Annotated in this window: 21 protein-coding genes and 2 tRNA genes; 19 read left to right on the forward strand and 4 right to left on the reverse strand. The window is 72.5% G+C overall.

The features are described 5' to 3' along the window. Window positions 1-45 precede the first annotated feature (45 nt). Window positions 46-1173: a glutamate 5-kinase gene (gene proB, locus ACO4JP_RS06600; protein WP_425956582.1), complete on the forward strand. Its 1128-nt coding sequence runs from the start codon at window positions 46-48 to the stop codon at window positions 1171-1173. A gap of 4 nt (window positions 1174-1177) precedes the next feature. Here proB and ACO4JP_RS06605 read toward each other — a convergent pair whose 3' ends face one another. Beyond that, window positions 1178-1402 carry a hypothetical protein gene (locus tag ACO4JP_RS06605; RefSeq protein WP_425956583.1) on the reverse strand — a complete coding sequence of 75 codons (225 nt, stop codon included), beginning with the start codon at window positions 1400-1402 and terminating at the stop codon, window positions 1178-1180. A gap of 46 nt (window positions 1403-1448) precedes the next feature. Between ACO4JP_RS06605 and ACO4JP_RS06610 the strand changes: the two genes are divergently transcribed. The 15 genes from ACO4JP_RS06610 to ACO4JP_RS06680 all read left to right on the forward strand — a co-directional run bounded on the left by ACO4JP_RS06610 (window position 1449) and on the right by ACO4JP_RS06680 (window position 14844). Then, a complete protein-coding gene (locus tag ACO4JP_RS06610; protein ID WP_425956584.1) occupies window positions 1449-2777 on the forward strand; it encodes a glutamate-5-semialdehyde dehydrogenase in 1329 nt (442 codons plus the stop codon). A gap of 167 nt (window positions 2778-2944) precedes the next feature. After that, on the forward strand, window positions 2945-3601 hold the full coding sequence (nadD, locus tag ACO4JP_RS06615; RefSeq protein WP_425956585.1) for a nicotinate-nucleotide adenylyltransferase: 657 nt from the start codon (window positions 2945-2947) through the stop codon (window positions 3599-3601). Beyond that, window positions 3594-4679: a hypothetical protein gene (locus ACO4JP_RS06620; protein ID WP_425956586.1), complete on the forward strand. Its 1086-nt coding sequence runs from the start codon at window positions 3594-3596 to the stop codon at window positions 4677-4679. The genes nadD and ACO4JP_RS06620 overlap by 8 nt, the downstream gene beginning before the upstream one ends. Further along, window positions 4676-5068 carry a ribosome silencing factor gene (rsfS, locus tag ACO4JP_RS06625; RefSeq protein WP_425956587.1) on the forward strand — a complete coding sequence of 131 codons (393 nt, stop codon included), beginning with the start codon at window positions 4676-4678 and terminating at the stop codon, window positions 5066-5068. Before ACO4JP_RS06620 ends, rsfS begins: the two co-directional genes overlap by 4 nt. 7 nt (window positions 5069-5075) lie before the next feature. Beyond that, entirely contained in the window at window positions 5076-5780 is a 705-nt protein-coding gene (locus ACO4JP_RS06630; RefSeq protein WP_425956588.1) for a histidine phosphatase family protein, read from the forward strand. A 107-nt stretch (window positions 5781-5887) separates the two neighbouring features. Then, window positions 5888-5960, forward strand: a tRNA-Ala gene (locus ACO4JP_RS06635). 41 nt (window positions 5961-6001) lie between these two features. Beyond that, window positions 6002-6074: transfer RNA gene (locus ACO4JP_RS06640), tRNA-Ala, on the forward strand. Between the two features lie 162 nt (window positions 6075-6236). Beyond that, window positions 6237-7301 (forward strand): multicopper oxidase family protein, encoded by a 1065-nt coding sequence (locus tag ACO4JP_RS06645; RefSeq protein WP_425956589.1) that lies wholly within the window; start codon window positions 6237-6239, stop codon window positions 7299-7301. Window positions 7302-7354: 53 nt separating this feature from the next. Continuing rightward, complete coding sequence (locus ACO4JP_RS06650; protein ID WP_425956590.1) at window positions 7355-8794, forward strand: multicopper oxidase domain-containing protein; 1440 nt, start codon at window positions 7355-7357, stop codon at window positions 8792-8794. After that, on the forward strand, window positions 8794-9297 hold the full coding sequence (locus tag ACO4JP_RS06655) for a hypothetical protein (protein WP_425956591.1): 504 nt from the start codon (window positions 8794-8796) through the stop codon (window positions 9295-9297). Before ACO4JP_RS06650 ends, ACO4JP_RS06655 begins: the two co-directional genes overlap by 1 nt. Before the next feature lie 68 nt (window positions 9298-9365). Beyond that, window positions 9366-10046 carry a helix-turn-helix transcriptional regulator gene (locus ACO4JP_RS06660; RefSeq protein WP_425956592.1) on the forward strand — a complete coding sequence of 227 codons (681 nt, stop codon included), beginning with the start codon at window positions 9366-9368 and terminating at the stop codon, window positions 10044-10046. Between the two features lie 82 nt (window positions 10047-10128). Next, entirely contained in the window at window positions 10129-10641 is a 513-nt protein-coding gene (locus tag ACO4JP_RS06665) for a GNAT family N-acetyltransferase (protein ID WP_425956593.1), read from the forward strand. A gap of 201 nt (window positions 10642-10842) precedes the next feature. Beyond that, window positions 10843-12417, forward strand: coding sequence for a Re/Si-specific NAD(P)(+) transhydrogenase subunit alpha (locus tag ACO4JP_RS06670; RefSeq protein ID WP_425956594.1), 1575 nt, complete (start codon window positions 10843-10845; stop codon window positions 12415-12417). Between the two features lie 4 nt (window positions 12418-12421). Beyond that, window positions 12422-13828, forward strand: coding sequence for a Re/Si-specific NAD(P)(+) transhydrogenase subunit beta (gene pntB, locus ACO4JP_RS06675; RefSeq protein WP_425956595.1), 1407 nt, complete (start codon window positions 12422-12424; stop codon window positions 13826-13828). A gap of 116 nt (window positions 13829-13944) precedes the next feature. Further along, window positions 13945-14844 carry a ketopantoate reductase family protein gene (locus tag ACO4JP_RS06680; protein WP_425956596.1) on the forward strand — a complete coding sequence of 300 codons (900 nt, stop codon included), beginning with the start codon at window positions 13945-13947 and terminating at the stop codon, window positions 14842-14844. 103 nt (window positions 14845-14947) lie between these two features. On the opposite strand, the gene ACO4JP_RS06685 is transcribed toward ACO4JP_RS06680, so the two are convergent. Then, window positions 14948-15580: a LysE/ArgO family amino acid transporter gene (locus ACO4JP_RS06685; RefSeq protein ID WP_425956597.1), complete on the reverse strand. Its 633-nt coding sequence runs from the start codon at window positions 15578-15580 to the stop codon at window positions 14948-14950. Between the two features lie 81 nt (window positions 15581-15661). On the opposite strand from ACO4JP_RS06685, the gene ACO4JP_RS06690 reads away from it, so the two are divergent. Beyond that, a complete protein-coding gene (locus tag ACO4JP_RS06690) occupies window positions 15662-16552 on the forward strand; it encodes a LysR family transcriptional regulator ArgP (protein ID WP_425956598.1) in 891 nt (296 codons plus the stop codon). 34 nt (window positions 16553-16586) lie between these two features. Here the strand turns inward: ACO4JP_RS06690 and mqo are convergent, their stop codons facing one another. Beyond that, a complete protein-coding gene (mqo, locus tag ACO4JP_RS06695) occupies window positions 16587-18110 on the reverse strand; it encodes a malate dehydrogenase (quinone) (protein WP_425956599.1) in 1524 nt (507 codons plus the stop codon). A 138-nt stretch (window positions 18111-18248) separates the two neighbouring features. Here mqo and ACO4JP_RS06700 point away from each other — a divergent pair, with 138 nt between their 5' ends. Further along, window positions 18249-19634, forward strand: a complete 1386-nt coding sequence (locus tag ACO4JP_RS06700; RefSeq protein ID WP_425956600.1) for an MFS transporter — start codon at window positions 18249-18251, stop codon at window positions 19632-19634. A 17-nt stretch (window positions 19635-19651) separates the two neighbouring features. On the opposite strand, the gene ACO4JP_RS06705 is transcribed toward ACO4JP_RS06700, so the two are convergent. Beyond that, window positions 19652-20395: a class I SAM-dependent DNA methyltransferase gene (locus ACO4JP_RS06705; protein WP_425956601.1), complete on the reverse strand. Its 744-nt coding sequence runs from the start codon at window positions 20393-20395 to the stop codon at window positions 19652-19654. Between the two features lie 84 nt (window positions 20396-20479). On the opposite strand from ACO4JP_RS06705, the gene ACO4JP_RS06710 reads away from it, so the two are divergent. Further along, on the forward strand, window positions 20480-21769 hold the full coding sequence (locus tag ACO4JP_RS06710) for an MFS transporter (protein ID WP_425956602.1): 1290 nt from the start codon (window positions 20480-20482) through the stop codon (window positions 21767-21769).

The following is a 21769-nucleotide window of genomic DNA, read 5'->3' on the forward strand; positions in this document are numbered from 1 at the left end:
GGGCGCCGCGCCCGTCGCCCCGCACGCGTCGGCGATGATGTCCCCGTGAACGCCGCCCTCACGCGCCAGGCCCTGCCCACGGCCCGCCGCGTCGTCGTCAAGATCGGCTCGTCGTCCCTCACCGGGGCGGACGGGCACCTCGACCTCGAGGCGTTGCGGGCGCTCGTCGACGTGCTCGCCGCGCGGCACGCCGCCGGAACCCAGGTGGTGCTGGTGACGTCGGGCGCCGTCGCGGCCGGCATCGGCCCGCTCGGGCTGGCGGCCCGGCCCAAGGACCTCGCGACCATGCAGGCCGCCGCGTCCGTGGGCCAGGGCATGCTCGTGGCGCGCTACGCGGAGTCGTTCGCGCACCACGGGCTGCGCGTCGGGCAGATCTTGCTGACGGCCGAGGACACGGTGCGCCGCCTGCGCTACAAGAACGCCCAGCGCTCGCTGTCCCGCCTGCTCGCGCTCGGCGTGGTCCCCGTCATCAACGAGAACGACGCCGTCACCACCGACGAGCTGAAGTTCGGCGACAACGACCGCCTCGCCGCGCTGGTCTCGCACCTGGTGAGCGCCGACGCGCTCGTGCTGCTTACCGACGTCGACGGCCTGCACGACCGGCCCCCGACACGCCCCGGAGCGCAGCGCATCGCCCACGTCGGCGACCTCGCCGAGGTCGCGGACGTCCCGGTCTCGAGCCGGGGGAGCGCCGTCGGGACGGGCGGCATGGTCACCAAGCTCGAGTCGGTGCGCATCGCGACCGGCTCCGGCATCCCCGTGGTGCTCACGGCCGCGCGCAACGCGGCGCCGGCGCTCGCCGGCGAGGACGTCGGCACGTTCTTCGCGGCGACCGGGCGGCGCGCCTCGGCGCGGCGCCTGTGGATCGCGCACGCCGCGCGCGTGCGCGGCCGCCTGCACGTGGACGACGGCGCGGCCCGCGCCCTCCTGGGCGGGCGCGCCTCCCTGCTGCCTGCCGGCATCACGCGCGTCGAGGGCGACTTCGACGCGGGCGACCCGGTCGAGCTCGTCGCGCCCGACGGCGCCGTGGTCGCGCGCGGCCTGGTCGCGTTCGACTCGCAGGAGCTGCCCGCGCTGCTGGGCCGCCAGACGGCCGAGCTGCGGGAAGAGCTGGGCGAGGGCTACGACCGCGAGGTCGTCCACCGCGACGACCTGGTGCTCCAGCGCGCCTAAAGCCTCAGTCGAGGCGGCGGCCCTTCAGCTCCGTCAGCATCGACGCGCCCACGATCGCCAGCACGAATGCGGCGGCGAACACGCCGCCCGTGCCGATGCGGTCATGCACAACAACCGTCGTGGGTCCCTGGGGCTCCGCTTCTGGCACCTCGGAACCGGAGCCGGAGAGTCCCGCAACGACCAGGGGGAGGTGATCGAGCCGTTCCGCGCGGGCGACGGCGATGGTCATGGACGGATTCTGCCCGGTCGCGACGCCGGACAGTAGGCTCTTCCGCATGACCGTCGTCACCCCCAGGCCCGCCGTTCCGACGCCCGACGCGACGCCCGCGGCCCCGGCACCGGACGTCGAGTCCGCGGTGCTCGACGTCGCCCGCCGGGCCAAGGTGGCGGCCCGGGCGCTCGCGACCGCGAACCGCGGCACCAAGGACGCCGCGCTGCACGCGATCGCCGACGCCCTGGTGGCCGCGACGGACGAGATCGTCACCGCGAACGCCGAGGACTCCGAGCGCGAGCGCGCGGGCGGCATGGACGCCGGCCTCCTTGACCGCCTGGCTCTCACGCCCGCCCGTGTCGACGCCATCGCGGACGCGCTGCGTGCCGTCGCGGCGCTGCCCGACCCGGTCGGCGACGTGGTGCGCGGCCAGACACTCCCCAACGGCCTGCGGCTGCAGCAGCTGCGTGTGCCCATGGGTGTCGTGGGAATGATCTACGAGGCCCGGCCCAACGTGACCGTCGACGCCGCGGGGCTCGCGCTCAAGAGCGGCAACGCCGTGATCCTGCGCGGCGGCTCGGCCGCGATCCGCTCCAACGAGCTGATCGTCGGTGTCCTGCGCGACGCCCTCGAGGCGCAGGGCCTACCCGCCGACCTGGTGCAGACCATCGACGCGTACGGCCGCCCCGGCGGAGTCGCGCTCATGCACGCGCGCGGCCTGGTCGACGTGCTGATCCCGCGCGGCGGGGCCAGCCTCATCCGCACGGTCGTGGCGGAGTCGACGGTGCCGGTCATCGAGACGGGCGTGGGCAACGTCCACGTGTACGTCGACGCGTCGGCGAACCTCGACCAGGCCGTCGAGATCGTCATGAACGCCAAGACGCAGCGCGTGGGGGTGTGCAACGCGGCCGAGACGCTGCTCGTGCACGCCGACGTCGCGGACGCGTTTCTGGGCCGGATGCTGACCGCCCTGGCCGGCGCCGGCGTGGTGCTGCACGGCGACGAGCGGACGGCGGCGGCCGCGCCCCGCGACGTCGTCGTGACGCCGGCGACCGAGGAGGACTGGGCCACCGAGTACCTCGCGCTCGAGCTCGCCGTGCGCGTCGTCGACTCGCTCGACGAGGCTATCGACCACATCCGCACGTTCTCCTCGGGCCACACCGAGGCGATCCTCACGAACGATCTGGCCGCGTCCGAGCGGTTCGTGGCCGAGGTCGACGCGGCCGCGGTGATGGTCAACGCCTCCACGCGGTTTACCGACGGCGGCGAGCTCGGGCTGGGCGCGGAGATCGGCATCTCGACGCAGAAGCTGCACGCCCGCGGGCCGATGGGCCTCGCCGAGCTCACCACCACAAAGTGGGTGGTCCACGGTCAGGGCCACGTGCGTCCGTGAGAGACTGACCCGACCACACGGGCCGCCGACGGCTGCCCACCACGACGAGCACGACCTTCTGGAGGATCCATGCCCCCCGCCGCCATCGGCCTGCTGGCTTTTGGTGCCCTTGCCTTCGCGCTGCTGGTGACCTACGCGTTCCGCAACGTGGGGAACCGCCACTGACGATGGGCCAGGGCACGAGCTCGGCGGTTCCCGCGCGCCGCGCGCGGATCGGAGTCATGGGCGGCACGTTCGACCCCATCCACCACGGTCACCTCGTGGCCGCGTCCGAGGTGGCGGAGAGTTATGCGCTCGACGAGGTCGTGTTCGTGCCGACGGGAAAGCCGACCTTCAAGCAGAACCAGAAGGTCACGCCGGCGGAGCACCGCTATCTGATGACGGTCATCGCGACCGCCTCCAACCCGCGGTTCACCGTGAGCCGGGTCGACATCGACCGTCCTGGCCTGACGTACACGGTCGACACGCTGCGCGACCTGCATGCCCAGCGCCCCGACGCCGACCTGTTCTTCATCACGGGAGCCGACGCCGTCGAGCAGATCCTGGCGTGGAAGAACGCGTCGGAGCTCTGGGAGATGGCCCATTTCGTGGCCGTCAACCGCCCAGGCCACAATCTGAGCATCGAGGGGATTCCCGAGGGTGCTGTGACCACGTTGGAGGTGCCCGCGATGGCCATCTCCTCCACGGACTGCCGCCGGCGGGCCGAGGCCGGCAAGCCAGTCTGGTACCTGGTGCCGGACGGCGTGGTGCAGTACATCGGAAAGCACGGCCTGTATCGAGGTCAGAGCGCCGAATCGAACATGGACAAGGCAGACGATGAGTGACAACAGCTCCTACCCGGGGCGCCCGCTGACGCGGCGGGAGATCCGCGAGCGAGAGCAGGCCGCGGCCGAAGCGCGCGCGGCAGCGGCTGGAGCTCCCGCTCCAGCGCCGGTTCCCGCGGCGGCACCGACGCCGCCGCTCACGCGCCGCTCGCTGCACGCGCCTCCAGCCCCCTCGGCGGCTCCGGTGGTGCGCCCGCCGTCGTCGACCGGCGGCGTGCGCGGGCTCGACGAGACCGGGCGCCTGACGCCGGTCCAGCGGCCGGTCGGCGGCACCGTCGCCGCGACCCCCGCCGCCCCCACGCCGGGGATGCCCACCCGCACCTCCGCGCGGATGCCTTCCGCGCCCAGCCCGACGCCACCCTCCGCGGCCGCGTTCCCGCGGCCGGCATCGGGCGGCCCGTCGCCGTTCGGCGGGCCCGCGACCCCGTCCTTCGGCCAGGCGCCGTCGTCCGCGCCGCGTCCTGCGACGGCCTCGCCGTTCGGCTCGGTAGCGGCTCCGCCGACGCCGTCCGGGTACTCCGCCCCGCCGACGCCGTCCGGCTACTCCACCCCGTCCGCGCCGCCCCCGGCCGCGCCGGCGTCGATCCCGACGCCGGCGCCGCGCTCACCGTGGGCTGCTGCGCCGACGTCGTCGCCCGTGCAGGGCGCCCGGGCCGGAGCGCCGGGGTCGGTCGTGCCCAGCAGCGCGGGCGCGCCCAGCGCGTCCGGTGCGCCGAGCTGGGGCTCGATCACCGCGGGTGGCACCGGCGCCACGGCCGCCGCGGGCGCGGCGCCGTCGGGTCTCCCCGGCTCGCTGCCGCCGGCGCGGCCGCAGCCATCACCGTTCGACTCGTTCGTCACCCCCGAGCAGCCGGTGCGTGCGCGCGCCGAGATGGTTGCCGTGGAGGAGGACGAGGAGCCGCACTCTTCGTACACCTGGCTGCACTACATCATCCTGGTCGTCGTCGCGTTCGTGCTGGGCCTGCTGCTGTGGAAGCTGCTGGACAACGAGGGGCCGAGCTTCTCGGCCCCCGACGCTTCCGCGAGCGTGACCGTCGTGACCGACACCACCCCAAGCCTCTCGAGAGGGATCCTGTGACTGCGACCGAGCGTGCCGTCGAGCTGGCGGTTGTCGCCGCCCGTGCCGCCTCCAACCTCAAGGCGGAGGAGATCATCGCCCTCGACGTCAGCGAGCAGCTCGTCCTGACGGACGTGTTCCTCATCGCCTCCGGCACCAACGAGCGCCAGGTGGCGGCGATCGTCGACGCGATCGAGGAGGCCATGTACAAGGCGGGCGCCAAGCCGATCCGGCGCGAGGGCAAGTCCGAGGGCCGGTGGGTCCTGCTCGACTTCGGCGAGGTGGTGGTGCACGTGCAGCACGCCGAGGACCGCGTCTACTACGCGCTCGAGCGCCTGTGGAAGGACTGCCCCGTGGTGCCGCTGCCCGCGGACGTCACGGCGCCTGCTTCCGAGCCGACCGCCTCCTGAGGCACCCGTGGGAGCCGGCACCGTCGTCCTGCTGCGCCACGGGCGCACCGAGTGGAACGTCGCCGAGCGCCTGCAGGGCCAGACGGACGTCGCGCTCGACGACGTCGGCCGCTGGCAGGCGCGCGAGGCCGCCCGCGCGCTGGTGCGCACGCACCGTGCCGCGCGCGTGATCACCTCCGACCTCGGCCGTGCGACCGACACCGCCGGAGCGTACGCGCGCCTCGTGGGGCTCGACGTCGTCCCGGACCCGCGGCTGCGGGAGCGCGGCTTCGGGGAGTGGGAGGGACTGACGGGCAGCGAGATCGCCGACGGCTGGCCCGAGCGGCACGCCGCCTGGCGCCGGGGCGACGACGACGAGGGGCTCCCGCCCGGCGGCGAGACGCGTGCGCAGGTCGCCGAGCGCGTGCGTGCGGCGATCGAGGAGCACGCCTCGGGCCTCGACCGGGGGGACACCCTCGTGGTGGTGTCGCACGGCGCGGCCATCACCCTCGCCATCACCGCGATGCTCGGGCTCGAGCCGGGCTGGCGGGGCGTCGTCGGGCTGACGAACGCCCACTGGTCGCAGCTCACACGGGCGCGCGGAGGATCGCAGCCGCCGTGGCGCGTCGTCGCGCACAACGTCGGCGCGGCCTACGCGCCGGAGGCCTGGCGGGCGGGACCTGAGACGGGTGCTGAGCAGGAGTCCGACACCGCCGGGATGCCGGCCGGCTGAGCGCCCGCCGCTGGCCGCGGGCGGTCCATCGATTTGGACGAGGCGGTCGTCAGAGCATAGGATCACGGACGTTCCTGAGGGTCTGAGCCCGATCAGGGAGCAAGAACGGGGCTGTGGCGCAGCTGGTAGCGCACCTGCATGGCATGCAGGGGGTCAGGGGTTCGAGTCCCCTCAGCTCCACCGGAGTCAGAAGTGAATCCGACGGGCGGTTCGCCGTCCTCGGGGCTGTGGCGCAGCTGGTAGCGCACCTGCATGGCATGCAGGGGGTCAGGGGTTCGAGTCCCCTCAGCTCCACCGACAGACCAGATCAAGGGCCGTTTCTCCGTCTCGGAGGAGCGGCCCTTTTCTCGTGTCGTCGCTTGGTCGTCGCTCTGACGGCTCGTCCGAACGACCCCTTGTCATGTGGAGAATAAATCTGATAAAAATCATTTATCCAACCCCAGCCAGGAGGCTGTAGTGCGAGAAAACAGGTATCTCATCGGAGCGGTGGCCTTCGCGGTCGCCGCGGCCGTTCCCCTGTGGGGCCCGTCGCTGGGCGGCGACGCATCCACGGGCACGACTGACGTGCACGGCGCGGCCGCCGCGGAAGCGCACGGGGCTGCCGGCATGGCGTCCCCGGCGACGACCGGCAACGCATCGGGCGCGGACTTGGACTGGCAGGCCATGGATCGCGCGATGGCCGAGCGCGCCAAGGCGTTCCCTGCGAAGACCGCGGGAGAGGGCGCTCAGGTCCTGAAGCCCACGATCCTCGAGGACGGGACGAAGCAGTTCACGCTCACCGCCGGCCTCGTCGACTGGGAGGTCGAGCCGGGCAAGGTCGTCAAGGCCATGGCGTACAACGGCATGGTGCCTGGGCCCACCCTGCGCGTGGACGTCGGCGACAAGGTCGAGGTGGTGCTGAAGAACGAGCTGCCGCAGTCCACCGTCATCCACTGGCACGGCATCCCCGTCACCAACGAGATGGACGGCGTCGCCGACATCACCCAGCCTCCGGTACCGCCGGGCGGGTCCTTCACCTACAAGATCAACGCGGACCGACAGTCGGTCGGGTGGTACCACTCCCACCACAACGGCAGCGAGCAGGTCGGCGCCGGCCTGTGGGGCGCGTTCGTGATCGGCGACCTACCACTGCCTGGCGGCGCCAAGGCGGATCACGAGGCGATCATGCAGCTCCAGGACTCGGGCGCCATCGGGCTCACCCTGAACGGCAAGTCCTTCCCGGCGACCAAGCCGCTGGAGATGAAGCTCGGCGAGTCGATGCTGATCCACTACATCAACGCCGGCTCTACCCCGCACCCGATGCACCTGCACGGAGTCGACCAGCTCGTCGTCGCCAAGGACGGCTTCCCCCTGGCGCAGCCATACAAGGCCGACACGGTCCTGGTGGCGCCGGGCGAGCGGTACAGCGTCCTCGTGGTCGGCACCAAGCGGGGCAGCTGGGGCTTCCACTGCCACATCTTCCCGCACTCCGAAGGCTCCGACGGCATGTTCGGCATGTTCACCGAGCTGCGGATCTCGTGACCGGAACGCGCCGAACCCCCCTCGACTCCCTCTCACCTACCCCTGGAGCAGCCATGTCCCTCACCCTCCAGCCACCACCCTCTGACAAGCGGCGCCCCGGTGCCCAGTCGTCCGTCCTCCACACGATCGGCACGGCAGTGGCCTTCGGCCTGCTCGTCGGCTTCGTGATCATCGCGCTCGTCCGCCCCACCGCGGCGACCGCTTCCGCGCACGAGTCAGGCTCGGGCACCGAGTCCGTGGCGGAGGCGGCCGGGCCGGTCACCTTCGACATCGAGCTCGGCGACCTGTACGTCAAGCCCGCCGCCATCGCCGTCCCGGCCGGCGCACAGGTGACCCTCAACGTCACCAACGCCGGCAGCATGGAGCACACCCTCGCCCTGGGAGGCAACAACCCGGCCACGGTCAAGCCTGGTGGCTCTGCGGTCGTGAAGTGGGCGCCGCTCACCGAGTCCACCCAGGCGTGGTGCACCGTGCCGGGCCACAAGGACGCCGGCATGATCCTCGACGTCAACGTCACCGGCGGGCACGCCGGCGACTCCGCGACCCAGGCCGACGCCGGTGGGAGCTCCGCGGCGGCTGCAGAGCCGGCCGACGCCAAGATCGACCCGACGGCCGAGCCGGCGGCCGACTGGAAGCCCTACGACGCCACCCTGAAGCCGGCCCCCGGAGGCACGACCCACGAGGTCACCCTGCACGTCACCGAGAAGAACATCGAGGTGGCCCCCGGCGTCAAGCAGCAGCTGTGGACCTACAACGGCACCGCACCCGGACCGGTGCTGCGCGGCAAGGTCGGCGACATCTTCAAGGTCACCGTCGTCAACGACGCCAGCATGCAGCACTCCATCGACTTCCATGCCTCGAAGGTCGCGCCGAACGTCCAGATGCGCCCCATCGACCCGGGCAAGTCGCTGGTGTACCAGTTCAAGGCCGAGTACGCGGGCGCCTTCGCCTACCACTGCGGCGTCGCACCGATGATCCAGCACATGGGCAACGGCATGTTCGGCGCGGTGATCATCGACCCACCGGGGCTGCCCAAGGTCGACAAGGAGTTCGTCTTCATCCAGTCCGAGCTCAACCTCGGCCCCCAGGGCAAGCCGATGGACCTCTCGAAGATGATGTCCGGGCAGAACGACGCGGTGGTGTTCAACGGCTACTACAACCAGTACGTCCACGCGCCGCTCCACGTCGAGCCCACCGACCGGGTCCGCGCCTGGGTCGTGAACATGGCCGTGAACGAGGACCTTGCCTTCCACGTCGTCGGCTCGATCTTCGACACCGTCTGGAAGGAGGGTGCGTACACCCTCCGCCGCGACAACCCGGAGCACGGCGGGTCGCAGGCGCTCGACCTGGGCAGCACCCAGGGCGGTTTCGTCGAGTTCACCCTCGAGACCCCCGGCACCTACACCTTCGTCGGGCACCAGATGCGCAACCTCTCTCGGGGCGATGCCGGTCTTATCGTCTCGGGCGACGGCGGAGAAGGGAGCGCGCACTGATGAGCACGACCATCAGCGTGGAGGTCCTCGAGACCGACGAGAGCCGCAACGTCACCGTGGCGCAGGCGGGGACTGAGCCGCTCGCCGCGGTCGCCGCCACCACGCTCGGCCCGGTAGCCGCCATTGCCGCGGTCGCCTCGGTGGCTGCTGGGCTGGCGCACTACGCCGCGACCGGTCTCCATCTGCCCGACGAGTTGATCGAAGCCATCCTGTTCACCCTGCTCGGGGGCGCCCAGATCGTCTGGCCGACGCTGCTGCGCAACGGCAGGCGCTGGGTGCTGGTCGCCGGGATCGTCATCAACGCCCTGACGGTGATCGGCTGGGCCGTCAGCCGCACGGTCGGCCTGCCGTTCGGGGATGACGCCGGGACCGTCGAACCTGTCGGGCTGCTCGACGTCGGGTCGGTGCTGGCCGAGCTCGTCGTCGTGACCGCCGCAGTGGTCCTGCTGCGCCGACGTCCGCCCAGCATGGCCGACCCGGCAGCGCCGGCGGACATGCCGTGACAGCCCCGGGCTACCCGGCGCGGATCCTCCGCGTCGGGTAGCCCGGCGGGATGCGGGAGGATGGAGATATGGGAACCACGGCACGACCCCGGGCCGGCGACGCGGCCCCAGGGGACTCCAGTGCGTCCCGCGCCGCACTCCTGACGACGCTGCGAGCGGCGTCGCAACCCCTGACCGTGCAGGAGCTCGCCGCCGCGCTCGGCCTGCACCAGAACTCCGTCCGGTTCCACCTCGCGAGGCTCGTTCGTCACGGTCTCGTGACCGAGCGCCAGGCCAGCCCGACCGGACCGGGGCGGCCGAGCCTCGTCTACACGGCGGTCGACAGCACCACGGCAACCCGGCCCAGCGGATTCCAGCTTCTCGCCAGCGCCCTGTCCGAGCACATCGTGCGAGCGTTCCCGGAGCCCAGCGAGCTCGCCCTCGAGGCGGGGCGGGAGCAGGGCCGCACGATGGTCTCCCGTGACCCCGGCGCGCCACCGGCAGGCGCCGAGGAAGGCAAGCAGCTGCTGACCGCCCTCATGCGAGATCAGGGATTCGATCCGGAGTGGGACGCCGACGATCGTCGCCTGTGGCTGCGCACCTGCCCGTTTCGACCGGTGTCCGACGAGCAGCCCGATATCGTGTGCCGGCTTCACCTCGGCCTCATGCGCGGCGCCCTGGACGCCGCCGGCGCGCCCCTGGAAGTCACGTCCCTGGACCGAGCGCCCGCCCCCCACCCGTGCCTCGCCGTGGTTCAGCCACAGCGCTGAGGGGTGGGTGCGAGGCGGCTCGATGCGCCGATCGACGTCTGCAACTTCAAGTGCGCCGTGTGGGCATGGTAAGAGGGGGACCGTGATCGACCTTGCCGACGGCGCCGTGCTGCGCCCTGCCCGCCCTGGTGACGAGCCCGGGATCCTCGCCTGCATCCAGGCGCTCGCGGCCTACGAGCGCGAGCCCGACGCCGTCGAGGCGACGACCGCGGACCTGACGGCGACGCTGTTCGGGCCGTCGCCCGCGACGTTCGCGCACGTCGTCGAGCACGACGGGCGGGTCGTCGGCATCGCCGTCTGGTTCCTGACGTTCTCGACGTGGACGGGACGGCACGGCATCTGGCTCGAGGACCTGTTCGTCGTCCCGGAGCAGCGGGGCAAGGGGTACGGCCTGACGCTGCTGCGCGCGCTGGCCGCAGTCGCCGCCGAGCGCGGGTACCGCAGGCTCGAATGGTCCGTCCTGAAGTGGAACACGCCGTCGATCGCGCTGTACGACGCTGTGGGCGGTCGGCCGCAGGACGAGTGGGTGACCTACCGGCTCGCCGGTGAGGCGCTCGACGCCTTCGCCCTCGGGGAGCGGGAGCTCCGGGCCTGATGTGTCACGCTGTAACGCCGGGACCCCCTGCGCAGGGGGCAGTGGGTCCGAGGTTCACCCTCGCGCGGAGGGGCTGCGCCCGCGGGCGCGGCTCCTCCGCTGCAGTGTGGTGACGAAAAGGCGCGTTCGGCGCCAGAATTTGTGTGGTCTGTCCGCTCAGTCGATAGGTTGCGTCTGTCCCTACCGACCTGTGGAGGTTCCATGCGCATCGGCGTGCCCCGGGAGTCCCGGGGGGGTCAGCGGCTCGTGGCCGCGACCCCTGCCACCGTCGCGAAGCTGAAGAAGCTCGGGTACGACGTCGTCGTCGAGCACGACGCCGGTGCCTCGGCCAACTTCTCCGACGACGCGTTCATCGAGGCGGGTGCCGCCACCGGCACCACCGAGGAGGTCTGGGGCAGCGACGTCGTCGTGGCCGTCGACGCCCCGGCGGACGACCGGCTCGCGCTCCTGCGGCCGGGTGCGGTGCTGGTCGCGCAGCTCTTCCCGGGGGCCGACCCTGAGAGCGTGCAGGCGTTCGCCGACCGGCAGATCACAGCGATGGCCCTCGACGCGGTGCCGCGCATCTCGCGCGCCCAGGCGCTCGACACGCTCTCGACCATGTCGAACGTCTCGGGCTACCGTGCCGTCATCGAGGCGGCCGCCGAGTTCCAGGGCATGTTCACCGGGCAGGTGACCGCCGCGGGCAAGACGTCGCCGGCCACCGTGTTCGTCATCGGCGGTGGCGTCGCCGGGCTCGCCGCGATCGGCACGGCCTCCAGCCTGGGCGCCGACGTGCGCGCATTCGACGTCCGCCCCGAGGCGGGCGAGCAGATCGAGTCGATGGGCGCGACGTTCGTGCAGGCCGCCGCGGCCCAGCAGGAGGTCAGCACCGACGGCTACGCGCGCGCGCTGACCGCCGACCAGGAGGCCGCGACCGCCCGCATGTACGCGCAGGAGTCCGCGCGGGCCGACATCGTCATCACCACCGCGCTCGTGCGCGGCAAGGCTCCGCGCACGCTCACGAACGAGATGATCGCCGCGATGAAGCCGGGCTCGGTGATCGTCGACCTCGCCGCGTCCGGCGGCGGGAACGCCGAGGCCACCGTGCCGGGCCAGCGCGTGGTGACGGAGAACGGCGTCGTCGTGCTGGGCTACACCGACCTGCCCGGCCGCATGCCGGCGCAGACCTCGCAGCTGTACGGCACGAACATCGTCAACCTTCTGGCCCTGCTCACGCCGGGCAAGGACGGCGAGCTGGTGCTCGACCTCGAGGACCCGGTGCAGCGCGGCATGACCGTCGCGAGGGCCGGCGAGATCCTCTGGCCGCCGCCGCCCGTCCAGGTGTCCGCGGCCGTCGCGTCCTCGGACACGTCGGCCGGCCCGACGCCCCAGGAGCAGGCCGCCGCGCTCCACGCCGCCGCGGAGGACGCCAAGGCCAAGGCCAAGCTCCGCACGCAGCGCCTGACGTTCGGCGGGGCGCTCGCCGCGGTGCTCGTCATCCTCGGCCTCACGTTCGGGCCGCAGTCGTTCCTCGGGCACTTCACCGTGTTCGCGCTGGCCGTCGTCATCGGGTTCTACGTGATCTCGAACGTGAGCCACTCGCTGCACACGCCGCTCATGGCCCAGACGAACGCCATCTCCGGCATCATCCTGGTCGGCGCGCTCCTGCAGCTCGGCAACGACAACCTTGCGGTCACGATCCTGGCGTTCGTGGCGGCCACCGTCGCGAGCATCAACATCTTCGGTGGCTTCCTGGTCTCGCGCCGGATGATCGCCATGTTCCGGAAGGACGTGTGACCACGTGCTGACCCAGCTCGCCCAGGCCGTGTACGTCGTCGCGGCCATCCTGTTCATCCTGTCCCTCGCCGGGCTGTCCAAGCAGACCTCCGCCCGCCGGGGTGTCACGCTCGGCATGGTCGGCATGGGTCTCGCCCTCGGCGCGACCGTGATGCTCGCCGCGGACCAGTCGGAACGCCCCGTCCCGCTGACGCTCGTGCTCATCCTCGTCGTCCTCGTCGTCGGCGCGACGGTCGGCGCCTGGCGCGCCCGCAGCGTCGAGATGACGCAGATGCCGGAGCTCATCGCGATCCTGCACTCGTTCGTGGGTCTCGCGGCCGTCGCGGTGGGCTACGACTCGTACCTCACCGAGCGCGCCACGGCCGGCGCGGGCGGGTCCGTGCACCTGATCGAGGTGTTCCTCGGCGTGCTCATCGGTGCGGTGACCTTCACCGGCTCGATCGTGGCCTACCTCAAGCTCAGCGCGAGGATGCGGTCGGCCCCGCTGACGCTTCCGGGCCGCAACTGGCTCAACCTCGGCGCGCTCGTCGCGTCGCTCGGCCTCCTGGTCTGGTTCGTCGTCGACCCGGCGTCGGGACTGGTCGCGCTCGGGATCATGACCGTCATCGCCCTGCTGCTCGGGTTCCACATGGTCGCGGCGATCGGCGGCGGCGACATGCCGGTCGTCGTGTCGATGCTCAACTCGTACTCCGGCTGGGCCGCGGCCGCCGCGGGCTTCATGCTCGGCAACGACCTGCTCATCGTCACCGGCGCCCTCGTCGGCTCCTCCGGTGCGATCCTCAGCTACATCATGTGCAAGGCCATGAACCGCTCGTTCGTCTCGGTGATCCTGGGCGGGTTCGGGTCCGCGGGCGGTCAGGTCGCCGCGAGCGGCGACGTCGAGCAGGGCGAGCACCGCGAGATCCTGGCCGACGGCGTCGCGGACATGCTGCGCGCCGCCCGGTCCGTGGTCATCACGCCGGGCTACGGCATGGCCGTGGCGAAGGCGCAGTACCCCGTCGCGGAGCTGGTCTCCCGGTTGCGCGCGCAGGGCGTGAACGTCCGGTTCGGCGTGCACCCGGTGGCCGGCCGCCTGCCGGGGCACATGAACGTGCTCCTGGCCGAGGCCAAGGTGCCTTACGACATCGTGCTCGAGATGGACGAGATCAACGACGACTTCACGGACACCGACGTCGTCCTCGTCATCGGCGCGAACGACACGGTCAACCCGGCCGCGCTCGAGGACCCGAACAGCCCGATCGCGGGCATGCCGGTGCTCGAGGTGTGGCACGCCGGCCAGGTCATCGTGTTCAAGCGCTCGATGGCCACGGGCTATGCCGGCGTGCAGAACCCGCTGTTCTTCCGCGACAACACGCAGATGCTGTTCGGCGACGCGAAGGACCAGGTCGAGAAGATCGTCCAGGCGCTGTAGCGGTCTGCCGAGCGCACTGGAACTCGGCACTCTGTCGAGACTGCGGTAGCCCGGGCTGCCGCAGTCTCGACAAGCTGCGCACACGGCCCGCGGCGCGGGCGTGCCAGGATCCCCGCATGACTGACACTCCGCTCGTCGTGATCGGGCCCGGGGCCATCGGCGGGCTCGTCGCCGCCCTGCTCGAGAAGGCGGGGCATCCCGTCACCGTCGTCGGGCGTCCGACGACGATCGCCCAGGTCGCGGAGCACGGGATCGCCGTCGAGTCCGACCGGGTCGGGGCCTGGGACGTCCGGCCCGCGGCGAGCACCGAGGTGCCACAGCTCGCGAGCGTCGTCGTGGCCGTGAAGGCGGAAGGGCTGGCAGCAGCCGCCGCGCAGCTCGCCGTCGCCGAGCCGATCGAGGTGCTGTCGCTGCTCAACGGCGTCGAGCACCTCGACGCGCTGCGAGCCGCGGCGCCCTCGGCGCGCGTCGTCGGCGGCACGATCGCGGGCGAGGTGCTGCGGACGTCGGCCGCCGGGGACGGGCCGCTGACCGTCCGGCACAAGGGGCAGCTCCTGCGGGTCACCGCGCCCGCCGATGCAGCCGATCTGGCCGCCGTCCGCGCGCTCCAGGACACCGCTGCCGACGTCGCCCTCGGCGGCACGCAGGCGCAGGTGCTCTGGCTCAAGCTGCGGTTCCTCGCCCCGCTGGCGCTGCTGACCTCGCGCGCCGAGGCCGGGATCGGCGCCGCGCTGACCCGGGACCCCGCCGACGCCGACGCCCTGCTCGCCGAGATCGGGGCCGTGGCGACCGCCGAGGGCGTGCCCACGACCGGGGCCGAGCTGCACGGCATCCTCGCCGGCTTCCCGCCGGCGATGCGGTCCTCGCTCCAGGCCGACGTCGAAGCCGGCAGCCCCGGCGAGCTCGACGCGATCGGCGGCGCCGTGCTGCGACGCGGGCGCGCCCACGGCCTCGCCTCGCCGGTCCTGGCGCGCACGATCGAGGAGATCGCCGCGATCGCCACCCAGCGCGCCTGAGTCCCTCAGCCCTGCCGGCACCCGCGTTCGGTGAAGTCCGCGGGGTCGTAGGGGCGGCGTCGGTCCATCGTGCCAGCGTGGGCGTCGCATGGTTTCGACAAGCTCAACCAGCGGCGGCGGCGAGCAGGCCGACCGCGATCGCCGTCATCACCGCGGCGACCACGCCGTCCAGCACACGCCAGGCGCCAGGCCGGGCGAACAGCGGCCGCAGCAACCGCGCGCCGTAGCCGAGGCCCGTGAACCAGGCGACGCTCGCGACGACGGCGCCGACCGCGAACCACCACCGTCCGTCCCCTTGCCCTGACGCGACAGACCCCATGAGCACGAGCGTGTCGAGGTACACGTGCGGGTTGAGCCACGTCAGCGCCGCCGTGGTCGCGACGACGGAGGCGAGGCTCGCACGCATCCCCGCGTCGTCGGCGCGCAGGGCGTCGCCGGTCGGCCGCAGCGCTCTCCGCGCGGCGAGGGCGGCGTACGCGAGGAGGAACGCCGCGCCGCCCCAGCGCATCGCCGTCCCGAGCCAGGGAACCGTGTCCAGCAGCGCGCCGGCGCCGGTCACACCGGCCGAGATGAGCACGGCGTCGGAGGCCGCGCAGATCGCCACGACCGCGCCTACGTGCTCGCGGCGCAGACCCTGCCGCAGCACGAAAAGGTTCTGCGCGCCGATCGCGACGATGAGGGACAGGCCGAACCCGAGGCCGGAGGCCGCGGCGAGGAGGGCGGGGGAGGAGAGCACGGCGACGACGGTAGGCGGCGAGACGTCCTGCAGTCCAGCGAAGGTTTCTGCACCGGCAACAGGTCTGCTTAGGTTGGTCCCATGGAGCTCGCTCAGCTCGAGGCGCTCGTCGCCGTCGTCGACGAAGGCTCGTTCGACGCCGCCGCCCGCGTCCTGCACGTCACGCCCTCGGCGATCAGCCAGCGGATCAAGTCCCTGGAGACCTCGGCAGGCACCGTGCTGCTGCGGCGCTCGCGGCCCGTCACGGCGACGACGGCAGGCGCCGACGTCGTGCGCTCCGCCCGGCAGGTGCTCGCCGTCGTGCGCGAGTCAGGGCTGCCGCGGCCGCGAGGCGCGAGCGGAGGGCTGCCGCTCGTCCCGATCGCGATCAACGGGGACTCGCTCCACACCTGGGCGCTGCCCGCGCTGGCCGACGTCGCGCACCTCGCGGTGTTCGACGTGCACCGCGAGGACCAGGACCACTCGGCCGAGCTGCTGCGCCAGGGCGAGGTCATGGCCGCCGTCACCACGCAGGCGACGCCGGTGCAGGGCTGCGTCGCCGTGCGGCTCGGCGTCATGCGCTACCGGCCGTTCGCGACGCCGGCGTTCGTCGCGCGCTGGTTCCCCGACGGCGTCACGCCCGAGGCGCTGGCCGCGGCGCCCGTCATGATGTTCGACCGCAAGGACGACCTGCAAGACCGGTACCTGCGTGGCCGGATCGGGGGCGCCGGCGGCCGTGCCGCCGAGCCGCCGCGGCACTACGTGCCGTCGTCGGACGACTTCGGGCGCGCGGTGCGCCTCGGACTGGGCTGGGGGCTGCTGCCGGCCGAAGACTCCGAGGCGGCCGAGGCCGCGGGAGAGCTCGTGGACCTCGACCCGGGCCTGCACGTCGACGTCGAGCTGCACTGGCAGCAGTGGTCGCTGCGTACGCCGGTGCTGGACGCAGTAGCGACGGCGATCAGGGCGGCGGCGCGGGCGGCGCTCCTGCCCTGAGGGGCGCCCAACCTCCCCTTTGTGGGAGGGGGCGTCAGGCGCGGGCGTCCGTCTCGTAGGCCTCCTGGTCGAGGACCAGGCCGTGCGCGTCCGCGTGGCTCTCGCCCGCAAGCGAGCCGGTGTCGGCCGGGGCGCCGTCGAGGCTCGGCATCATCCGCGCGAGGCGCGGGCGCCAGGCCTCGGCCTCGGCCGGAAAGCAGCGGCCCAGCAGCTCGACCATGGCCGAGACGGCCGTCGAGGCGCCCGGGGACGCGCCGAGCAGGCCGGCGATCGAACCGTCCGCGGCCGCCACCACCTCGGTGCCGAACTCGAGCACGCCCTTGCCGTCCTTGTCGCGCTTGATGACCTGGACGCGCTGACCCGCGGTGATGCGCTCCCAGTCCTTGGGCTGCGCCTCGGGGAAGAACGTCTGCAGCGTGCGGAACTTGGTCTCCGGGCGGGCGACGAGCTCGCCGACCAGGTACTGCGTGAGGTCGATGTTCTTGACGCCGGCGCCCACCATCGAGGTGAGGTTGTGCAGGCGCAGCGAGGTGACCAGACCCAGGTACTTGCCCTTCTTGAGGTACTTGGGGCTGAACCCGGCGTAGGGCCCGAACATGAGGTAGCTCCGGCCGTCGACCACGCGGGTGTCGAGGTGCGGCACCGACATGGGCGGGGCGCCGACGTCGGCCTTGCCGTAGACCTTGGCCTGGTGGCGGGCCACGAGCTCGGGGTTGGACGTGCGCAGGAACTCGCCCGAGATGGGGAAGCCGCCGAAGCCCTGGATCTCCGGGATCCCGGCCGACTGCAGCAGCGGCAGGGCACCGCCGCCGGCGCCCACGAACACGAAGCGGGCGGTCACGGTGTGGGTGCGGTCGACGGCGTTCCAGCTGCGGTCCTTGACCTTGAGACGCCAGCGGCCGTCCTTGGTGCGGCGGATGCGCTTGACCTCGTGCTGGAGCCGGACGTCGGCCCCGCGCGCGACCATCGACGCGACGAGCTGGTGCGTGAGCGCCCCGAAGTCGACGTCGGTGCCGGCCGTGTTGCGGGTGGCGGCGACCGGCTCGGCCTCGTCGCGGCCCTCGACCAGGAGCGGGGCCCAGCCCGCGATCCGGGTGCGGTCCGTCGAGAACTCCATGTCCCGGAACAGGGGGTGCGCGGTCAGCGACTCGTGGCGGCGGCGCAGGTAGTCGACGTTCTTCTCGCCGCGGACGAACGTCATGTGCGGGGTGCGCTGGAGGAAGTCGGTGCTGGTCAGCGCGCCCTGCGCCAGCAGGTGGTACCAGTACTCGCGGGAGATCTCGAACTGCTCGTTGATCTTCACCGCCTTGGAGATGTCGATCGAGCCGTCTTTGCGCTCGGGGGTGTAGTTGAGCTCGCACAGGGCGGCGTGCCCGGTCCCGGCGTTGTTCCACGGGTTGCTCGACTCGAGCGCGACGTCGTCGAGGCGCTCGTAGAGGCGGATGGTCCACGTCGGCTCGAGCTGCTGCAGCAGCGTGCCGAGGGTGGCGCTCATGATGCCGCCGCCGATCAGGACGACGTCGACCTGGTCCGTGGCGTGAGGGGTAACGGCAGTCATGAATCGCGAGTGTATGACTGCGTGAAAACCGTCACGAAACTGTTGAAGCGTCTATGACCCACATCACAACGGGCCGTCAGAATGCGCGTGAGGTCGCTCACAGCGCGCTCTTCGCCGCGCGCCCGTACCGTCGTCTGGGTGGCTGCTGACCTTACCTTGCGGGACGAAGGCGCGGTGCAGCGGCGGGTGCTGCTGGTCGCGATCCTCGCCACGTTCGTCGCCTTCCTCGACGGGACCGTGGTCATCGTGGCGCTCCCCGCCATCGGACGCGACCTCGGCGGCGGGGGCGAGGCGGCGCTGGGGCTGCAGCAGTGGGTGGTCGACGCCTACCTCGTCACGCTCGGGTCGCTCATCCTCCTCGCCGGGTCGCTGAGCGACGTGTTCGGGCGCCGGCGCGTGCTCGCCGCTGGGCTCGCAGGGTTCGCCGCCGCGTCTGCGCTGTGCGCGCTCGCGCCCACCGGGCCGGTGCTCGTGGGGGCGCGTGCCCTGCAGGGCGTGGCGGGAGCGCTGCTGGTGCCGAGCTCGCTCGCCATGATCGTCTCGACGTTCCAGGGCGAGGCCCAAGGCCGCGCGATCGGGCGGTGGACCGCATGGACCGGCACCGCCGCGATCGTCGGGCCGCTCATCGGCGGGGCCCTGGTCGACACCCTGTCGTGGCGGTACGTGTTCTGGCTGACCGTGCCCGCGTGCCTGCTGACGCTCGTCCTGCTTCGCCGGCTCGCGCGCGGCACACGGGCGCCCGGCCGGCGGATCGACGTGGGCGGGGCGGTGCTGGCCGGCGTCGGGCTCGCGGCGACCGTGAGCGCGCTCATCGAGGCCGGGCGGCTCGGATGGGGGCACCCCCTCGTGGTCGGCGGGCTCGTCGTCGGGGCCGTCGGTCTCGGCGCCTTCCTCGTGCTGGAGCGGCGCTCGGCCGACCCGATGCTGCCGCTGCGCCTGTTCTCCATCCGCAACTTCGCGTGGGGCAATGCCGCCACCGCCGCGATCTACGGTGCGCTGGCGTTCGGTGGGTTCCTCGTGACGCTGTTCCTCCAGCAGGTCGCCGGGTACCCGGCCACCCTGGCCGGGCTGGCCCAGCTCCCCGCGATCTTCGCGTTGCTCTTCCTCTCGGGCCGGTTCGGGGCGCTCGCGGGGCGTATGGGCGCGCGGTGGTTCATGACCGTGGGACCGCTGCTGGCCGCCGTCGGCTTCCTGCTCATGCTGGCCACCGACGCGCACGCCACGTACTGGACGCAGGTGCTGCCCGGGCAGCTGGTGTTCGGGCTGGGGCTCGCGGTGACCGTCGCGCCGCTCACCTCCGCCATCCTGGGCGCGGCCCCGACCGCCGACGCCGGCATCGCCTCGGCGATCAACAACGCCGTCGCGCGCGTCGCCGGGCTCGTGACGGTGGCGTTCGCGGGCGTGATCCTCGCCGGGGCGCTCGACGTCGCGACGTTCCACCGCGGGCTCGTCGTGACAGCGGTGATGTTCGCCGTCGGCGGCCTGCTCAGCTTCGCCGGGATCCGTGGGAGGCTCGGCGCGTGACCAGCGAGCGCTGAGCGTCAGGCGGGCTTGCGCCAGACCGAGACGTGCGACCGGCTCTCGGACGTGAACGGGCTGCGGTCCCAGCCGGCCCAGCGGTGCTCGCGCTCGAGCCCGGCGAGCCGGGCCATCAGGTCGAGCTCGGAGGGCCACACGAAGCGGAAGTTCAGGAACCCGTAGCGGAACCGGCCGTCCGGCTCGCGCGTGTAGTGGTGCGACACCGCCTGCTGGGTGACGAGGTCGAAGGTGTCGAACCCGACGTGCTTCGCGGAGACGTCGAAGGGCACCGCCGACGACGTCGGGGGCAGGCGGCGCAGCGACGGCACGCCGACCTCGATCAGGAACCGCCCGCCCGGGGCCAGGTGCCGGGCCGCGTTGGCGAAGCACTCGACCTGCGCATCCTGCGTGACGAGGTTCCCGATGGTGTTGAACACGAGGTAGACGAGGCGGAACGTCCCGGCGCCCGGGGCCTCGGCCGTCGCCATGTCGCCGACGACGACGGGGATCGTCGCGTCGTCGGCCTTGGTGCGCAGCACGGCGACCATGGGCGGGGACAGCTCGATGCCGGCGACCGGGACGCCGCGCCGGTGCAGCGGCACGGCGACACGGCCGGTGCCGATCGCCAGCTCGAGCGCCGGACCGGCGCCCGCCAGCTCGGCGAGCAGGTCGACCGTCGGGTCGAGCACCTCGGGGGAGAACATCGGGTCCGACGCGTCGTCGTAGCGGCTCGCGACGTCGTCGTCCCACAGGTCGCTGGAGGTCATGGCCGCCAGCGTGCGCCTATCACGGCGCGGCAGTCGACCGGATTCCGCTCGACCTTTGTCGGGGGGCCGGGTGAGGATCGATCCATGCCCGCCCACCTCGCCCGCTCGGGCGCCGCCACGTTCTGGTCCGAGCTGCCGCGCGACGGGCGGTGGCTCCTGTCCACCGTCGTCGTCCAGTTCTTCGGGCGCGGGCTCACGCTGCCGTTCACGATCATCTACCTGCACGAGGTGCGCGGCTTCTCGCTCGGCCTCGCGGGCACGCTCATGGGCCTCATCGCCGTGGTCGGGTTCGCCGTCACCGGGCCGGCCGGCGTTCTCGTGGACAGGTTCGGAGCGCGCATCGTGGTCGTGGCCGGGCTGGTCGCGGCGATGGCGGGGCTCGGGCTGCTGGCGTTCGCCACGGCGCCGTGGGTCGCGGCGGTGGCGCTGTGCCTGTTCGGGATCCAGCTCGGGGTGGCGTGGCCGGCCATCAACGCTCTCGTCGCGTCCGTCGTCACCGGCGACCTGCGGCAGCGCTACTACGGCGTCAACTTCGCGCTGCTCAACCTCGGCATCGGGGTGGGCGGGGTGTTCGGCGGGCTCCTGGTCGACGTCGAGCGGCCGGGTACGTTCGTCGTTGCGTTCCTGGTCAACGCCGCGACGTTCGTGCCGCCGTTGTTCGTGCTGCTCGGCCCGCTGCGGCACCTGCACGGCCGTGCGCCGCGCCCGGCGCACGACGACGGCGCTCCGGCCCCGGGCTACCTGACGATCCTGCGGCGGCCCGAGGTCGCGTGGCTCACGCTGCTCGCGCTGCTCGCCTCGTTCGTCGGGTACGGGCAGATGGAGGGCGGCTTCCCGGCGTTCGCCCGGCAGGCGTCGCAGGTGTCGACACGCGTGGTCGGCTTCGCCTTCGTGGTGAACACGGTGGTGATCGTCTGCACGCAGTTCTGGGTGATGAACCGGGCGCGCGGGCACCGGCGCACGCGCGTGCTCATGGTCATGGCCCTCACCTGGGCCCTCTCGTGGGTGGTGCTCGGCGCGACCGGGCTCGTGCCCGGGACCGCGGCCGCCGTCGTCGGGGTGCTGGCGTTCCACGCGCTCTTCGGGTTCGGCGAGACCATGCTGCAGTCCGCGATGCCGGCCATCACCAACGACATGGCGCCGGACCACCTGCGCGGGCGGTACAACGCGCTGAACTCGGGCGCGTTCCAAGCCGGGACCATCGCCGGGCCGGTGGTCGCAGGGCTTTTGCTCGAGCATGACCTGAGCGGGGGCTTCATCGTCGTCGTGGTGGCGGGGTCGCTGGCGATGCTGGGCGTCCTGGCGGCGCTGGGGCGGCGGGTGACGCCGGAGGTCGACGGCGTCGAGGCGGTCCCGGCGGAGACGCCGGCCTGA

This window comes from Xylanimonas sp. McL0601 (genome assembly GCF_049852175.1).
GTDB lineage: Bacteria > Actinomycetota > Actinomycetes > Actinomycetales > Cellulomonadaceae > Xylanimonas.

Bases quoted from the DNA above. Each gene is read 5' to 3' on its own strand.
- ACO4JP_RS06605 (WP_425956583.1), bottom strand. From the start codon at position 1,402: ATGACCATCGCCGTCGCCCGCGCGGAACGGCTCGATCACCTCCCCCTG.
- ACO4JP_RS06610 (WP_425956584.1), top strand. From the start codon at position 1,449: ATGACCGTCGTCACCCCCAGGCCCGCCGTTCCGACGCCCGACGCGACG.
- nadD (WP_425956585.1), top strand. From the start codon at position 2,945: ATGGGCCAGGGCACGAGCTCGGCGGTTCCCGCGCGCCGCGCGCGGATC.
- ACO4JP_RS06620 (WP_425956586.1), top strand. From the start codon at position 3,594: ATGAGTGACAACAGCTCCTACCCGGGGCGCCCGCTGACGCGGCGGGAG.
- ACO4JP_RS06650 (WP_425956590.1), top strand. From the start codon at position 7,355: ATGTCCCTCACCCTCCAGCCACCACCCTCTGACAAGCGGCGCCCCGGT.
- ACO4JP_RS06655 (WP_425956591.1), top strand. From the start codon at position 8,794: ATGAGCACGACCATCAGCGTGGAGGTCCTCGAGACCGACGAGAGCCGC.
- ACO4JP_RS06660 (WP_425956592.1), top strand. From the start codon at position 9,366: ATGGGAACCACGGCACGACCCCGGGCCGGCGACGCGGCCCCAGGGGAC.
- ACO4JP_RS06670 (WP_425956594.1), top strand. From the start codon at position 10,843: ATGCGCATCGGCGTGCCCCGGGAGTCCCGGGGGGGTCAGCGGCTCGTG.
- ACO4JP_RS06680 (WP_425956596.1), top strand. From the start codon at position 13,945: ATGACTGACACTCCGCTCGTCGTGATCGGGCCCGGGGCCATCGGCGGG.
- ACO4JP_RS06690 (WP_425956598.1), top strand. From the start codon at position 15,662: ATGGAGCTCGCTCAGCTCGAGGCGCTCGTCGCCGTCGTCGACGAAGGC.
- mqo (WP_425956599.1), bottom strand. From the start codon at position 18,110: ATGACTGCCGTTACCCCTCACGCCACGGACCAGGTCGACGTCGTCCTG.
- ACO4JP_RS06705 (WP_425956601.1), bottom strand. From the start codon at position 20,395: ATGACCTCCAGCGACCTGTGGGACGACGACGTCGCGAGCCGCTACGAC.
- ACO4JP_RS06710 (WP_425956602.1), top strand. From the start codon at position 20,480: ATGCCCGCCCACCTCGCCCGCTCGGGCGCCGCCACGTTCTGGTCCGAG.